This window comes from Acidimicrobiales bacterium (genome assembly GCA_025455885.1).
In the GTDB taxonomy this organism is placed as follows: Bacteria; Actinomycetota; Acidimicrobiia; order Acidimicrobiales; family Acidimicrobilacustridaceae; genus Rhabdothermincola_A.
Map to the genome: position 1 here is coordinate 121676 of JALOLR010000002.1, position 14873 is coordinate 136548.

The following is a 14873-nucleotide window of genomic DNA, read 5'->3' on the forward strand; positions in this document are numbered from 1 at the left end:
ACGTGTTCGACCGGGTGCTCGTGGCCAACCGGGGGGAGATCGCGGTGCGCGTCCTGCGCACCGTGCGGGCCCTCGGGGCGTCCGGCATCGCCGTGTACTCCGACGCCGACGTCGACGCCCTCCACGTCCACGCCGCCGACGACGCGGTCCGGCTCGGTCCTGCGCCGGCCGCCGAGAGCTACCTCCGCGTCGACGCGCTGGTCGACGCGGCACGGCGCACCGGCGCCCAGGCGCTGCACCCCGGCTACGGCTTCCTGTCCGAGAACGCCGAGCTCGCCGAGGCCTGCGCGTCGGCCGGCATCGCGTTCGTCGGGCCGAGCGCCGCCGTCATCGCGACGATGGGCGACAAGGTCCTCGCGAAGGAGCTGGTCGCCGGTGCGGGCGTGGCCGTCGTCCCGGGCAGCGAGGGCCACGATCTCGACGACGACGCGCTGGCGGCGGCGGCCGAGCGGATCGGGTACCCGGTCCTCGTGAAGCCCGCGGCGGGCGGGGGCGGCAAGGGCATGCGTCGGGTGGACGACCCGGCGGCCCTGGCGGACCATCTCAGGGGTGCTCGGCGCGAGGCCCTCGCGGCGTTCGGCGACGACGGGCTGCTCGTCGAGCGCTTCGTGGACGCGCCCCGCCACATCGAGGTCCAGGTCCTCGGCGACCACCACGGCAACGTCGTCCACCTCGGCGAGCGGGAGTGCAGCCTGCAGCGACGCCACCAGAAGATCGTCGAGGAGTGCCCGTCGCCGCTGCTCGACGCCCCCACCCGCGCCGCCATGGGCGCGGCCGCCGTGGCGGTGGCGCGAGCGTGCGGCTACACGAGCGCCGGGACCGTGGAGTTCATCGTGACCGGCACCCGTCCCCACGAGTTCTTCTTCCTGGAGATGAACACCCGCCTCCAGGTCGAGCACCCGGTGACGGAGATGGTCTACGGGCTCGACCTCGTGGAGGCCCAGCTCCGGGTGGCCGCCGGCGAGGCGCTGCCATTCGGGCAGGGCGATCTGCGGCCCACCGGTCACGCCGTCGAGGCCCGGGTGTACGCCGAGGACCCGGCCCGCGACTTCCTCCCGACGGGCGGGCGCGTCGTCGGGCTGGCCGAGGCGGCCGACCGCCCCGGGGTGCGGGTCGACTCGTCGCTGCGGGTCGGGCTGACCGTGGGCCCGGACTACGACCCCCTCCTCGCCAAGGTGATCGCGCACGCCCACGACCGGGCCGGCGCGCTGCTCCGCCTCGACGGTGCGCTGGCGGCGACGGCCGTCCTCGGCGTCACCACCAACACGGGGTTCCTCCGCGCGCTGCTCGCCGACCCCGACGTCGCCGCCGGTCGCCTCGACACCGACCTCGTGGCCCGTCGCCTGGACGACCTGGTCGCCGACGGACCGCCCGACGCCGTGGTACTGGCGGCGGCACTCGACCGGTTCCACGACCCCTCGCCCGCCGCCGGCCCCTGGGACACGCGCACCGGATGGGCTCTCGGCGGCCATCGGCCGCTCGACGTCACGGTGCACGTCGACGGCGGCGCGCCGACGCGCGTCACCGCCCGCCGCGACGGTCGGGAGTGGATCGTGGCCGTGGACGGCGCCGCGGAGCGGACGGTCGGCGTGGCCGTCGAGGGTGATCGGACGACCGTCACCCTCGACGGTCGCACCACGACGCTGCTCACCGCGACCTCCACCGACGGGGCCCGCTGGTGGGGCGTCGACGGATCGGCGTGGTGGACCCGGGTCGACGAACCGGCCGCGGCCCACGACGACGACCGCACGGGCGCCCACCGAGGCCCGGTGGTGTCCCCCATGCCCGGTGCGCTGACGACGATCGACGTCGCCGAGGGCGACGTCGTCGTCGCAGGGCAGGCCCTCGCCGCTGTCGAGGCCATGAAGATGGAGTTCACCCTGCGTGCCCCCTGCGACGGCACCGTGGCGGCGATCCACGCCCGGGTCGGCGAGCGGGTCGGGCTCGGCCAGCCCGTGGTGACGGTCGACCCCCGGCCGGAGCCGGCCGCCGGGAACACCTGATGGACGTCGACCTGGCCGGAGCGATCGCCGCGGTGGCCGCCGCCGTCCCCGAACGGGAGGCGGTGGTCCACGGGGATCGCCGTCGCACGTACCGGGAGTTCGTCGACGAGGCCAACCGGTTCGCGCGGGTGCTGCACGAGCGCGGCCTGGGCCTGCACCGGGAGCGACCGGAGCTGGCCGGGTACGAGTCGGGCCAGGACCACCTCGCGCTCTACCTGCACAACGGCATCGAGTTCCTGGAGGCCAACGTCGGCGCGTTCGCGGCACGGGTCGCGCCGTTCAACGTCAACTACCGCTACGTCGACGACGAGCTCGTGGCGCTGTTCGCCGACCAGCGGGCCCGCGCCGTGGTGTTCCACTCCACGTTCGCGCCGGTCGTCGAACGGATCGCGGCGCGGCTCCCCCACCTCGAGCACCTGTTCCAGGTCGCCGACGGCTCCGGCGCGGCGCTCGCTCGGGGCGCGGTCTGGTACCACGAGGTGATCGCCGGACTCCCGGCCGACCCGCCGCCGGTCCGACCGTCCCCGGACGACCTCTACGTCCTGTGCACGGGCGGCACGACCGGCACGCCGAAGGGGGTGCTGTGGCGACAGGCCGACCTCTTCGTGGCCGCGCTCGGCGGCATGAGCACGCGCACCCGGGCCGAGTTCACGTCACTCGCCGAGCTGGCCGAGGAGGCCGAGCTCAAGGGCGGCAAGCGCAACCTGGCCACCGCCCCGTTCATGCACGGCGCCGCCCAGTGGACCGCGCTCACCACCCTCACCCACGGCAACACCGTGATCGTGACGCCCGGCACGGGGTCCTTCGACCCTGCCGCGGTGTGGGCCACCGTCGAACGGGAGCGGGTGACGCTGGTGCAGGTGGTGGGCGACTCGTTCGTCCGACCCCTGCTCGACGCACTCGACGACCAGGACGTCGACAGCCTGCGGATCGTGAACAACGGAGGGGCTGTGCTGAGCGTCACCGCCAAGCAACGCATCCTCGAGCGGCTGCCGGGCCGGCTGATCGTCGACGGGCTGGGTTCGTCGGAGGCCGGCCCCATCGGCAACCACATGACCTCCGACGACGCGACCACCACCGAGTTCACCCTCGGGCCGTTCGGGTGCGTCCTGGCCGAGGGCCTCGACCGGGTCCTCGACGAGGGCGATCCGAGCGTGGGGTGGCTCACCACCCGCGGCCGCATCCCGCTCGGGTACCTGAACGACCCCGAGCGCACGGCGCGCACCTTCCCGGTGATCGACGGCGTGCGCTACGCGGTCGCCGGCGACCGGGGCCGCTACCGCCCCGACGGCACGGTCGAGCTGCTCGGTCGTGACGCCGTCACGATCAACACCGGCGGCGAGAAGGTCTTCGCCGAGGAGGTCGAGGAGGCCCTCCTCGCCCATCCGTCGGTGGCGGACGTCGTCGTGTGCGGCCGGCCCTCCGAACGTTGGGGCAACGAGGTGGTGGCCGTCGTGTCGCTGCGGCCGGGGGCGAGCGCCGACCCCGACGACCTGCGCCGCGTCGCCGGCCGCTCGCTGGCCCGCTACAAGCTGCCGAAGCAGATCGTGTTCCGCGACCGCGTGCAGCGCAGCCCGGCCGGCAAGGCCGACTACGCCTGGGCGCGGGCCCAGGCCGAGGCCGCCGACCCGGCTGCGGCGCCGGCTGCCGATCCGTCCGACCGGCGGCGTTGACCGCCCGACCCCGAGGAGCCCCCGTGCGCCGTGCCGTCAGTGGGAAGTGGTTCGAGGAGCTCGAACCGGGACAGGTGCTCGACCACGCCGTCACCCGGACCGTGACCGAGGCCGACAACACGTTCTTCAGCTGCCTGACCATGAACCCCCAGCCGTTGCACCTCGACGCCGAGTTCGCCGCGGAGACGGAGTTCGGCGAGCGCCTGGTCAACTCGATGCTCACCCTGTCCCTGCTCGTCGGGATGACCGTCGCCGAGACGACGCTCGGCACGACCGTGGCCAACCTCGGGTTCACCGAGATCGACCTCCCCCGCCCGGTGCTGATCGGTGACACGTTGTGGGCCGAGACCGAGGTCGTGGCCGTCCGTGCGTCGGCGTCACGCCCCGACGCGGGCGTCGTGACCTTCGAGCACCGGGGCTTCAACCAGCGCGACGAGCTCGTGGTCCGGTGCGTGCGGACCGCGCTGATGCGGCGCAGGCCCACCTGAGCGGAGGCGACGCGGCGCCTGCCCCGGTCAGCTCTTGATCCGGGCCCGGAGGCGGGCCAGGAGGTCGGTGAACGCCGGTTGGCCCATCGACTCGAACTGCGGTCCCACCTCGGCGGCCACGGCGTCGGCCCCCGTGTCGATCCCACCGAGGGACCGCACCGTCGCCTTGGTGCGGCGGACGAGGGCCGGTGGCGCCGCCGCCGCGCCGCCGGCGATCTCGACGGCCCGGGCGAGGAGGTCCCCGTCGTCCACGCACTCCCAGGCCAGCCCGATCTCGGCGGCCCGCCGACCGTCGACGACCTGACCGAAGACCACCATGGCCATCACCGTCTGGTGATCGGTGACGCGCCGCAGGCGCCAGGTGTGGCCGCCCCCGGGGTGGATCCCGATCTGGAGGAAGCGGGTGTCGAAGCGCGCCGAGTCGGCGGCCACGATCACGTCGCACGCCAGCGCCATGTTCATGCCCGCGCCGACGGCCGGGCCGTTGACCGCGGCCACCGTCGGCAGCGGCGACTCGGCGATGCGGAGGAACCCGGCGTAGATCGCCTCGAGCTCGGCGGTGCTCGAGCAGCCGGCCAGGTCGTCCAGGTCACCACCCGCGCAGAACGCCGAGCCGGCACCGGTGACGACGACCGCCCCCACGTCGGGGCGATCCTCGAGGTCGTCCATGGCGGCGACGATCTCGCCGTTGAGGGCGTTGGACACCACGTTGCGTCGGTCGGGGTCGTCGAGGGTGAGGACGGCGACCCGGTCGGCCACGTCCACGGTCAGCAGGCTCATGGCGAGAGTCTCGCCCACCGCGGACGGCCCCGGCATCGGACCGGGGGCCGACCGACGACGGGCGAGGCTCAGGTGTCGGCGACGGCCCGCAGGCCGGCCGTCACGGCCACCGTGGCCGCGGCCAGGAACTCGGGGGTGAGCGGCTCGTTGCGGGCGTAGGCCCGGTGGTGCAGGGGACCGGCCACCAGGCTCCACGCGATCTCGACACGGGGCGGCCGGGACAGCTCGCCGCGCTCGGAGGCCCGGTCGAGGATCTCGCTGAGCAGGGCCAGGCGGGGCGCGAGGAACTTGGCCTCGACCGCCGCCCGCAGCTCGGCGTCGCGTCGCAGCTCGCCGGCGAGGACCCCGGCCAGGTCGTCGCGTCGCACCGACATGGTGCGCGCCATGGCTGCGACCAGCGCGGCGATGTCACCGTCGAACGTGCCGGTGTCGATGGCGACCGGCTCGGGGTGGAGGCCGGCCAGGGCGGCCACGACCAGGTCCTCCTTGGTCGCCCAGCGCCGGTAGAGGGTGGCCGACGACACGCCCGAGCGTTGGATGACGGCGGCCACCGTGAAGCCCGCGTAGCCCTCCTCGGCCAGCACGTCGAGGGTGGCCGACAGGATGGCCTCGTCGGCGGCCTCGCTGCGCTGGCGCCCGGCGCGCGACGTCGTGCGGGCGCTCACCGCCGGCCCTCCGGGCCGGTTCGGGGCCCGTCCACGAGTCGGTGCCCACGACGGCCGTCCACGACCGAGACGGTAGACGCTGGCCTCCCTGTCGAGGTCCGGGACGGCCGATCCCGGCCCAGGACGGCGCGGGACGACGGTCGGATCACACGAAGTACCCTGCAGGCGATTGGCGCCGGTCAGGCCGGCGACGGGACCAGGGAGCGCGCGTGGAGCGACTGAAGATCGACCTCTTGTCACCGGAGCTGTACGGCGGAGACCCCTACCCGACCTACGCCTGGATGCGGGCCAACGAGCCCGTCTACTGGGACGACGTCAACGAGCTCTGGGGCATCGCGCTCTACGACGACATCGTGGCGATCGAGAAGAACAAGGCCGTCTTCGTCAACTCCGACAAGGAGAAGGGCGGCTACCGCCCGAACCTCCCGGCCGACGGCGCCATCATCGGCCTCGACGACCCCATCCACCTGAAGCGCCGCAACCTGGTGTCACGCCGCTTCACGCCCCGGGCGGCGTCGAACTGGGAGGACGACATCCGCGCGAAGGTGAACCGGCTCATCGACGGCGTGGCCGCCAACGGTGGCTCGGCGGAGATCGTCAACGACCTCGCCGCCCCGCTCCCGGCGATGATGATCGGCCGCCTCCTCGGGTTCGACGAGGAGGACTGGCCGAAGCTGAAGCACTGGTCCGAGACGACCATCGCCCTCGGCGGCGGGCCTCGCTACTTCAACGAGGTGGGCATGACGTCCGCCATCGAGTTCGCCGGTGCGGCCGCCGAGCTCTTCGAGACCAAGAAGGGCTGCCCCGCCGACGACGTCCTCAGCCACTACACCACCGCCGAGATCGACGGGTGCCCGATGTCGATCGAGGACGTGATCGCCGACTCGTTGCTCCTCCTCGACGGCGGAGCCGAGACCACCCGCACGGTGATCGCCCGCACCATCCTCGAGCTCATCGACCACCCCGAGGAGCTGGCCAAGCTGCGCGACGGTGCCGACATGGTGGTGGCGGTCGAGGAGATGATCCGGTGGGTCACCCCGATCCACAACATGTGCCGGGTGGCCACGGTCGACACCGAGGTCAACGGGGTGACGATTCCGGCCGGGCACCAGGTGGTGTTGATGTACAGCTCGGCCAACCGGGACGAGGCCCACTTCGACGACCCGGAGCGCTTCGACGTCACCCGTCACCCCAACAACCACATCGCCTTCGGCTTCGGCACCCACTTCTGCATGGGCGCCTCGCTCGCCCGCCTCGAGATCAAGGTCTTCTTCGAGGAGCTGCTGCGGCGCACCTCCGGGTGGCGCCTCGCCGAGGGCACGAGCCCGGTCGACATGCCCAACGCGTTCGTGCGCGGGCTCGAGTCGGCGCAGGTCGAGTTCGACATCGTGGCCTGATGGACGCCCGGGACGACGCCGGCCCGGAGCTGCCCGTCGAGGGCCGCGAGGTCGTCTTCCGCCACATGGACGACCCGGACATGCCGTGGCAGCTGTGCCGGGCGCAGCGCAACGCCGACGGCACCGAGGCCTTCGTGCGCGAGAAGTGGTTCGCGTTCAGCCCCGATCCGCAGTACCTGTCGCTCTACGCCGAGTACGACCCCGGGATGATCGTCCGACGCCACGGGCACTACAGCCCGCACGTGGTGTTCGTGATCGAGGGCGGACTGTGGTTCGGCGACCGGTGGTGCCCCGCCGGGACCCACGTGGAGCTGCCCTTCGGGGCCGCCTTCGGCCCCATCCGGGCCGGTGACGAGGGGGCGCGGCTGTTCGAGGTGATGATGGGCGACCCGCGCTCGTGGGGCGACCGGCCCGAGCTCTACGAGGCCGCCCTCGCCGAGCACGGCGTCACCCCGCTGCCCGACCCGCCCGTGGACTTCCCCGACTGGCTGGCCGACCTGCGCACCCACTGGACCGGCTCCGACGACTGACGCCCGGCTGGCCCGCGATTCTCACCCGCCCCGCTCCCTCGGGTCGTTCGAGCTCGGGTCGTTCGAGCTCGGGTCGGCCGGGGTCGGGTCGGCCGGGGTCGGGTCGGCCGGGGCTCAGGCGGGGCCGGGCCAGAGGGGTTCGGGGGTCTCGAAGCCCACCGGCTGGCCCCAGCGGTTCCGGAACGACACCTCGTGGGCGGGCTGGCGGGTGGCCACCCCCCAGCGGCCGGTCGGGTAGCCGAACGACACGCAGCAGTTCATGTGCCAGCCCTCGTCGGCGGGGACCCCGAGGATCTCCTTCACCTCGGCGTCGTGGAAGGCCAGCACCTGGGTGAGCGAGCTGCCCACACCCTCGGCCCGCGCCGCGAGCTGGGCGCTCCACACCGCCGGGTAGACCGAGCTCCCGCTGGTGTCGTGCTGGGCGAACCCGAAGAGGTAGAGCGGCACGTCCTCGAAGTGGTCGGCCAGCCAGTTCGCCGAGCGCTGCACCGACAACATGGAGACGGACTCCGGGTCGTCGGGGTCGGCGTGGGCGGCGGCCAACCGCTCGGCGTAGATGGTCGTCCACAGCGTGGCCATCGCGGCGCGGTAGAGGGGGCCGAGCCGCGCCTTGACCTCGGGGTCGTCGACGAGCAGGAATCGCCAGTTCTGGGTGTTGCCACCGCTCGGGGCGCGCACGGCGGCGTCGAGGATCCGGGCCTGCACGTCCATCGGGATCGGCTCGGTGGTGACCCGGCGCATCGCCCGGGTGGTGTAGAGGGCTTCGAGGACGTCCATGGTCAGCGCTCCTTCCACGTGGTGTGGACGGCAGTGAGCAGGGCCACCAGTTCGTCGAGCTCGTCGGCGTCGAGCACCGACAGGGCCCTGGCCATGGCGGCGTCGGTGCCCGCTTCGGCCACCTTCCATCGCGCCTCGAAGGTGGCCGGCTCGGCCATCCCCTCGAGGTCCCAGCCGAAGATCGGGGCCATGAAGGCGCTGCGGAAGGCCACGGCCTCCGAGGCGTGCAGCCCTGCGGCGAGCACCGCCCCGCCGTGGTAGGCGCCTCGCAGCTCGCGCAGGGCGTTGACCTGGTGCTGCACGAGGGCCTTCGGTCGGTCGGGCCCGGGCGTCGGGTGGGTGCGCCACCCGGCGAACAGCGACGCCCCCGCCGGCGAGGTGGCGTCGACGACCGTCGTGAGCAGCTCGCCGAGTCGGCCGAGGCCGTCGTGGTCGGCGATGTGGGCGTCGCCGTAGTCGGCGGCGACCTCGGCGAACAGCGCGGCGCCCTCGGCGGGGCTCATCACGGCCCGGCCGGAGTCCCACTGCGTGCGGATCTGGTCGGGGTTCCAGAAGTAGAAGGCGGCGCTCACGACGTCGGCGTCGACGTCGCCGAGCACCCCCCCGCGGCCCAGCACGTAGAAGTCGATGCCCGAGAAGCCGGCCTCCCCGCCCCGGGCGTAGGTGGCGCCGTCGGTCATGAAGGCGCCGCCGAGCTCCTGGATGGCGTCGGCGGTGGCCCGCGATGCGTCCTCTGGTGTCATCGATCCCCCTGGTCGGCCGACGGGGGCGCTCGCCCCCGATCGGCGGCCACCCTACCGAGGGGCGGTGGGCCCGTGAGCCGTCGACGTCGGGCGGGGTTCGGCCGCCGGGTCACGGTGTAGCGTCGCCCCCCGACGTCGATCGGCCCGACACGCGGGCCGCCACGAGGGGGACCGAGCCGATGGCCGACACCGGGCAGGCGATGCCGTTCAAGGGCGAGAAGCAGCGCAGCAAGGTGGTGATGTCACCTGAGGAGGTCGACGCCTTCCTGCAGGAGCGCCGGGCGATGACCATGTCGACGATCTGCGCTGACGGCAGCATCCACTCGATCGCCATGTGGTACGGCTTCCTCGAGGGGGCGGTGGCCATCGAGAGCAAGGCCAAGGCCCAGAAGGTCGTCAACCTGCGGCGCAACCCGAACCTCACGATGATGGTCGAGGACGGCGACACCTACGAGGAGCTCCGGGGCGTGACCCTCGTCGGCAGGGGCGAGATCGTCGAGGAGCCCGATCGGATCTGGGAGCTCGGGGTGAGCGTCTTCGAGCGCTACAACGCCCCGTACACCGAAGAGATGAAGCCGTTCGTGGAGGTCATGCTGCGCAAGCGGGTGGTCGTGAAGCTCCACGTCGACAGGGTGATCTCCTGGGACCACCGCAAGCTCTCCCAGGGCTGATCGGTCCCGGACCGGCCATGCGCGGACACCGGGCACCGCACGACCACGACGAGGCGGGCCCGTGAACCGGCCCACGACGACCGTCACGCTGCCCACCGCCGACGGACCGATGCCGACCGTCCTCGCCGTCCCCGACGGTGAGCCCCGGGGTGGGGTCGTGGTGGTCCAGGAGGCGTTCGGCCTGACCGGCCACATCGAGCGCGTCACGGCGGCGCTGGCCGACGCGGGCCACCTGGCCGTCGCCCCTGCGCTGTTCCACCGGTCCGGCTCCCCGGTGTTCGGCTACGAGGACGTCGCCGACCTCGGTCCGGTGATCATGGCCCTGACCGCGGAGGGGATCACCGCCGACGTCGATGCCGCGCTGGCCGCGCTGGCCGACCGCGGGGTCGGAGCCGCCCGTCAGGGGATCATCGGCTTCTGCATGGGGGGCAGCGTGGCCTGTGCCACCGCCGCCCGCCTCGAGCTCGGCGCGGCGGTGACCTTCTATGGGGGCGGGGTCACGACCGGACGCTTCGGCCTCCCTGCGCTCCTCGACGTCGCCTCTGCGCTGCGCACGCCGTGGCTCGGCCTGTACGGCGACCTCGACGCGCACATCCCGGTCGAGGAGGTCGAGCAGCTGCGGGCCGCCGCGGCCCGGGCGCCGGTCCCCACCGACATCGTCCGGTACGCCGAGGCCGATCACGGCTTCCACTGCGACGAACGGCCGGCGTTCCACCCGGGGTCGTCGGCCGATGCGTGGGCCCGCACCCTCGCCTTCCTGGACCGACACCTCGGCTGAGAGGCCGCGCCGCGCCGGCTGCGCCCCTCGTTGCGTCCGGGACGATCGTGCCGCGGGCCCGTGTCAGACTCCCGCCGGAGGCCGCGACGGACGACGGCCGTCGAACGGGGGCCGCGCCATGAGCCGACACGACACCATCGCCGTGAGGAGGGGGACGAACCGACGACGATCGCGGTGGACGGCCCCGGCGGCGCTGGCCCTGGGGCTCGTCCTGCTGGCCGGTGCGTGCACCGACGACGAGTCGACGGCCCCCGAGGTGCCGGCCACCACCCTGGTGCCCGCCGACGTCGACGTCACCGGGCCGATCACCGGCGGGATCCGCGACGTGGTCTACGTGCCGATGCCCCCGGGGCTCGACGAGGAGTTCGGCTACGTCGAGGAGGAGTACTTCGTCACCGGTGACGCTCCGTCGTACGAGCCGACCGCGCCCCTGACCGAGGACGGCCGGTGGACGCTGACCGAGGGCCCCGAGGCGCCCTACGCCTCACGGGTGGTGGTGCGCCGCCCGGTCGACCCGGCCGACTTCAACGGCACCGTGGTGGTCGAGTGGCTCAACGTGAGCGCGGGCCGCGAGTCCGACCCGGACTTCGGCTTCCTGCACCCGTACCTCATGCGCGAGGGCTACGCCTACGTCTCGGTCTCCGCCCAGGCCGGCGGGATCATGGGCGGCGGGGCGATCCTCGAGGTCCCGGGCGTCGACCCCGAGGCGCTCCTCCCCGCGAAGGAGTGGGACCCCGAACGCTACGCCCCGCTCGACGTGCCCCCCGACGAGCACTCCTACGGGATCTTCACCGACGCCGCCGAGCTGGTGCGGGCCCCCGGGCCCGTCGATCCGCTCGGCGGCCTCCGCCCCGACGAGGTGATCGCCGTGGGCCAGTCGCAGTCGGCCTCCCGTCTCGTGGCCTACGCCAACGGGGTCCAGCCGCTGACCGACGCCTTCGACGGGTTCCTGATCCACAGCCGGAGCGACAGCTCGGCCGGGTTCGGGGAGGAGCCGACCGACGACCCGCCCGACGTCGTCGCCATCCGGGACGACCTCGGCGTCCCTGTCGTCGTCGTGCAGTCCGAGACCGAGGCCATCCGCTCGAACATCCCGGCGGGCGGGCCGCCCGACACCGCCGACGTCCGCATCTGGCAGGTCGCCGGCACCGCCCATGCCGACCAGTCGACCCTCGACCACGGCCGGGCGTCCGGATCGAGGTGGACGACGTCGACCTACGACCCGACCCCCTACTGCGGACGGGTCAACGACGGTCCGATGACGCCCGTCGTGCGCGGAGCGATGGCGGCCCTGCGGGGCTGGGTGGTCGACGGCACGCCTGCGGCGACGGCGCCTCGCATCGAGGTGGCCGAGGGTGCGATCGTGCGCGACGCCGACGGCAACGCCCTCGGCGGGGTGCGCACCCCGGCGGTCGACGCCCCGGTGTCGACGCTGACCGGCGAGGGCAACCCCTCGAGCATCTTCTGCATCCTCTTCGGCCAGGAGATGCCCTTCTCCGCCGAGCGGCTCGCCGCCCTGTACCCCGACGACGCCGCCTACGTGGCGAGGGTGACCGCGTCGGCCGACGCCGCCGTCGCCGCAGGGTTCATGCTCCCGGAGGAGCGCGACGCGATCGTCACCGAGGCCGAGGCCGACGGCGTCCCGACCGGCTGAGCCGCGCCGCCGTCCGGGGCCCGGACCGGCGGGACGGTCGGGATCCGTCCAGGACCTCGCTGGAGGTGACGGAACGGGCGCTGACCGGCCTCAGCGCTCGACCGCGGGGTCGGTGGCGGAGCCGGTGTCGAACGGGCCGAGGTCGATCGGGCCGAGGTCGATCGCCTCGTGGTCGCCGACGGCCGGGTCGGCCTCGGCGATGACCAGCGCGGCGAGGGCGGTGGTGAGCGGGACGGCGAGGACCAACCCGATGCTGCCCACCAGGGTGCGGACGATCTCCACGGCGACGAGCTCGCTGGTGAGGGCCCGCTCCCAGGGCCGGTTGCCCTGGAGGAACACCAACAGCAGCGGCAGGGACGCACCGGCGTAGGCCAGCACCAGCGTGTTGACCACCGAGGCGATGTGGTCGCGGCCCACCCGGACCGCCGAGCGGTAGAGGGCGCGCCGCGTGAGGTCCGGGGAGGTCCGTCGCAGCTCGACGACGGTCGAGACCTGCGTGACGGTGACGTCGTCGAGGACGCCGAGGGCACCGATGACGATGCCGGCCACGAGCAGCGCGCGGAGGTCGATCACCTCGGCGGTGATGCTGAGGGTGATCGCCTCGTCGCCCAGCAGCCCGGTGAAGCCGGCCATGCCCACGAAGACCTGGGCGAGCACGGCCGTGACCGCCAGGCTGACGAGGGTGCCGACGAGGGCGACGGTGGACGACGGGTTCAGACCGTGCGCGAGGTACAGGACCGCGAAGGCGATCACGACCGTGGCGGCGAGGGCGACCGGCAGCGCGGGGTCGCCGCGCAGCAGCGACGGCAGGAGGAACACCATGATCACGGCCAGCGCCACGCCGATGCCGAGCAGCGCCCTGGCTCCCTTCCACCCTGCGAAGGCGACGACGGCCGCGGCGAACAACGCTCCCAGCAGGAGCAGCGGGACGTCGCGTTGCTTGTCGACGTAGCTGTACTGGAACTCCTCGGGCGCCTGCGGGTTGCGGGCCAGCACCACCTCGTCGCCGGCGGCCAGGTCGGGCTTGGAGAGGTCGCTCGCCTGGATCGTGAAGGTCGCCCCGCCGCTTCGCTCGCCGGAGGTGAGCTCGACGGCGACGAACTGGCATTCGGTGGCGGCGCCGACGACCTCGATGCTCAGGCAGTCGTCGACCCGGACCGAGGTGACGGTGGCGTCGACGAACTCGAGCGTGGCGCCGCCGGGGTTCAGCTCGGGCGCCTCGCCCCGCGGCCAGAGCCACGCCATCGCCGCGACGGCCAGCACGGCGACGAGGGCGACCCCGACGGTGAGCCCCCGGCGGAGACGGGCGTCGGTCGACGCATGAGCGGCGTGATGCCCGGACACCGCTCCGAGTATGGCGATCCGGGCCGCCGCGGTGGTCGATGCCCGGCTGGTGCGACGCCGCCCGGGCCACTAATCTGACACTGGCGTCATGTACGAGGGGAGCCCCGGGCCCCGCCGGGCGCGGGCGCAGGGCGCCGGACCGGAGGGTGGAACCGCTCATGACCACGACCGAGCCCGAGCTCTACTACGACCCGTACGACTTCGAGATCGACTCGGACCCGTACCCCGTGTGGAGGCGGCTGCGCGAGGAGCAGCCGCTCTACCGCAACGAGCGCTACGACTTCTGGGCGCTCAGCCGCTTCGCCGACGTCGAGTCCTGCCTGGTCGACTGGCGGACGTACAGCTCGGCGAAGGGCACTCTCCTCGAGCTCATCAAGGCCGACATCGAGCTGCCCGCCGGATCGATCATCTTCGAGGACCCACCGGGCCACGACCTGCACCGCGGCGTGCTCTCACGGGTGTTCACCCCGAAGAAGATGGCGGCCATCGAGCCCAAGGTGCGTGAGTTCTGCGCGCTGACCCTCGACCCGCTGGTCGGGTCGGGCGGCTTCGACTTCATCGCCGACCTGGGTGCGCAGATGCCGATGCGCACCATCGGCATGCTGCTCGGCATCCCCGAGAGCGACCAGGAGGCGCTCCGCGACCGGATCGACGAGGGCCTCCGGCTCGAGGAGGGGAAGGCCCCCGATCCCAACGCGCAGCTCGGGGAGATGGGCGAGGCGTTCGCCGAGTACATCGACTGGCGGGTCGACCACCCCTCCGACGACCTCATGACCGAGTTGCTCCAGGCCGAGTACGTCGACCTCGACGGCGAGCAGCGGCGGCTGACCCGCGACGAGGTCCTCGGGTTCGTCAACCTGCTCGCCGCGGCCGGCAACGAGACGACGACCCGGCTCATCGGTTGGACCGGCAAGGTGCTCGCCGAGCACCCCGACCAGCGCCGCCGCCTGGTGGAGGACCGCTCGCTGGTGCCGAACGCCATCGAGGAGATCCTCCGCTACGAGGCACCGTCGCCCGTGCAGGCCCGCTACGTCACCGCCACCGTCGAGCACCACGGCCAGGAGGTCCCCGAGGGCAGCGTCGTGCTGTTGTTGAACGGGTCGGCGAACCGCGACGACCGCAAGTTCCCGGACGGCGACCGCTTCGACATCGGGCGGCGGATCGACCACCACCTCTCGTTCGGCTACGGGCTCCACTTCTGCCTGGGAGCGGCGCTGGCCCGACTGGAGGGCCGCGTCGCCCTCGACGAGGTGTTGACCCGCTTCCCGTCCTGGGAGGTCGACTGGGACAATGCCGTACAGGCCCGCACCTCCACGGTGCGGGGCTGGGAGCGCCTGCCCGTGCGAACCGGCTGATCCGACGGTCACGGC

At 73.2% G+C, this 14873-nt stretch carries 14 protein-coding genes; 9 read left to right on the plus strand and 5 right to left on the minus strand.

Features of this window, described 5'->3' with window-relative positions; all coding sequences use genetic code 11:
• The first annotated feature begins 2 nt into the window (after window positions 1-2).
• From MUE36_02175 to MUE36_02185, 3 genes are read left to right on the plus strand one after another with little or no spacing between them, the layout of a single operon-like run.
• Window positions 3-2003, plus strand: a complete 2001-nt coding sequence (locus MUE36_02175; protein MCU0309735.1) for an ATP-grasp domain-containing protein — start codon at window positions 3-5, stop codon at window positions 2001-2003.
• Window positions 2003-3676, plus strand: a complete 1674-nt coding sequence (locus tag MUE36_02180) for an AMP-binding protein (protein ID MCU0309736.1) — start codon at window positions 2003-2005, stop codon at window positions 3674-3676. Before MUE36_02175 ends, MUE36_02180 begins: the two co-directional genes overlap by 1 nt.
• A gap of 23 nt (window positions 3677-3699) precedes the next feature.
• Window positions 3700-4164, plus strand: a complete 465-nt coding sequence (locus MUE36_02185; GenBank protein MCU0309737.1) for a MaoC family dehydratase — start codon at window positions 3700-3702, stop codon at window positions 4162-4164.
• A 27-nt stretch (window positions 4165-4191) separates the two neighbouring features.
• On the opposite strand, the gene MUE36_02190 is transcribed toward MUE36_02185, so the two are convergent.
• Together MUE36_02190 and MUE36_02195 are read right to left on the minus strand one after the other, a co-directional pair.
• Window positions 4192-4944: an enoyl-CoA hydratase-related protein gene (locus tag MUE36_02190; protein MCU0309738.1), complete on the minus strand. Its 753-nt coding sequence runs from the start codon at window positions 4942-4944 to the stop codon at window positions 4192-4194.
• 68 nt (window positions 4945-5012) lie between these two features.
• The gene (locus MUE36_02195; protein ID MCU0309739.1) at window positions 5013-5609 is read right to left on the minus strand and encodes a TetR/AcrR family transcriptional regulator; all 597 of its coding nucleotides are present in this window, start codon (window positions 5607-5609) and stop codon (window positions 5013-5015) included.
• 209 nt (window positions 5610-5818) lie between these two features.
• Between MUE36_02195 and MUE36_02200 the strand changes: the two genes are divergently transcribed.
• On the plus strand, window positions 5819-7006 hold the full coding sequence (locus tag MUE36_02200) for a cytochrome P450 (GenBank protein ID MCU0309740.1): 1188 nt from the start codon (window positions 5819-5821) through the stop codon (window positions 7004-7006).
• Window positions 7006-7536 carry a hypothetical protein gene (locus MUE36_02205; protein MCU0309741.1) on the plus strand — a complete coding sequence of 177 codons (531 nt, stop codon included), beginning with the start codon at window positions 7006-7008 and terminating at the stop codon, window positions 7534-7536. Before MUE36_02200 ends, MUE36_02205 begins: the two co-directional genes overlap by 1 nt.
• 114 nt (window positions 7537-7650) lie before the next feature.
• On the opposite strand, the gene MUE36_02210 is transcribed toward MUE36_02205, so the two are convergent.
• Together MUE36_02210 and MUE36_02215 are read right to left on the minus strand one after the other, a co-directional pair.
• Window positions 7651-8313 (minus strand): nitroreductase family protein, encoded by a 663-nt coding sequence (locus tag MUE36_02210; GenBank protein ID MCU0309742.1) that lies wholly within the window; start codon window positions 8311-8313, stop codon window positions 7651-7653.
• A 2-nt stretch (window positions 8314-8315) separates the two neighbouring features.
• Complete coding sequence (locus MUE36_02215) at window positions 8316-9056, minus strand: hypothetical protein (protein MCU0309743.1); 741 nt, start codon at window positions 9054-9056, stop codon at window positions 8316-8318.
• Between the two features lie 179 nt (window positions 9057-9235).
• Between MUE36_02215 and MUE36_02220 the strand changes: the two genes are divergently transcribed.
• From MUE36_02220 to MUE36_02230, 3 genes are all read left to right on the plus strand, one after another.
• Window positions 9236-9727 (plus strand): TIGR03618 family F420-dependent PPOX class oxidoreductase, encoded by a 492-nt coding sequence (locus MUE36_02220; protein ID MCU0309744.1) that lies wholly within the window; start codon window positions 9236-9238, stop codon window positions 9725-9727.
• Window positions 9728-9788: 61 nt separating this feature from the next.
• Window positions 9789-10505 (plus strand): dienelactone hydrolase family protein, encoded by a 717-nt coding sequence (locus MUE36_02225; GenBank protein ID MCU0309745.1) that lies wholly within the window; start codon window positions 9789-9791, stop codon window positions 10503-10505.
• A gap of 118 nt (window positions 10506-10623) precedes the next feature.
• Complete coding sequence (locus MUE36_02230) at window positions 10624-12159, plus strand: hypothetical protein (GenBank protein ID MCU0309746.1); 1536 nt, start codon at window positions 10624-10626, stop codon at window positions 12157-12159.
• Window positions 12160-12249: 90 nt separating this feature from the next.
• Here MUE36_02230 and MUE36_02235 read toward each other — a convergent pair whose 3' ends face one another.
• Window positions 12250-13503: a YibE/F family protein gene (locus tag MUE36_02235; GenBank protein MCU0309747.1), complete on the minus strand. Its 1254-nt coding sequence runs from the start codon at window positions 13501-13503 to the stop codon at window positions 12250-12252.
• A 158-nt stretch (window positions 13504-13661) separates the two neighbouring features.
• Between MUE36_02235 and MUE36_02240 the strand changes: the two genes are divergently transcribed.
• Complete coding sequence (locus MUE36_02240; GenBank protein MCU0309748.1) at window positions 13662-14858, plus strand: cytochrome P450; 1197 nt, start codon at window positions 13662-13664, stop codon at window positions 14856-14858.
• Window positions 14859-14873: the final 15 nt, after the last annotated feature.

What these genes read in the sequence shown, in the direction of transcription:
- MUE36_02180 (MCU0309736.1), top strand. Translation starts at nt 2,003, where the DNA reads ATGGACGTCGACCTGGCCGGAGCGATCGCCGCGGTGGCCGCCGCCGTC.
- MUE36_02240 (MCU0309748.1), top strand. Translation starts at nt 13,662, where the DNA reads ATGACCACGACCGAGCCCGAGCTCTACTACGACCCGTACGACTTCGAG.
- MUE36_02230 (MCU0309746.1), top strand. Translation starts at nt 10,624, where the DNA reads ATGAGCCGACACGACACCATCGCCGTGAGGAGGGGGACGAACCGACGA.
- MUE36_02210 (MCU0309742.1), bottom strand. Translation starts at nt 8,313, where the DNA reads ATGGACGTCCTCGAAGCCCTCTACACCACCCGGGCGATGCGCCGGGTC.
- MUE36_02215 (MCU0309743.1), bottom strand. Translation starts at nt 9,056, where the DNA reads ATGACACCAGAGGACGCATCGCGGGCCACCGCCGACGCCATCCAGGAG.
- MUE36_02220 (MCU0309744.1), top strand. Translation starts at nt 9,236, where the DNA reads ATGGCCGACACCGGGCAGGCGATGCCGTTCAAGGGCGAGAAGCAGCGC.
- MUE36_02205 (MCU0309741.1), top strand. Translation starts at nt 7,006, where the DNA reads ATGGACGCCCGGGACGACGCCGGCCCGGAGCTGCCCGTCGAGGGCCGC.
- MUE36_02190 (MCU0309738.1), bottom strand. Translation starts at nt 4,944, where the DNA reads ATGAGCCTGCTGACCGTGGACGTGGCCGACCGGGTCGCCGTCCTCACC.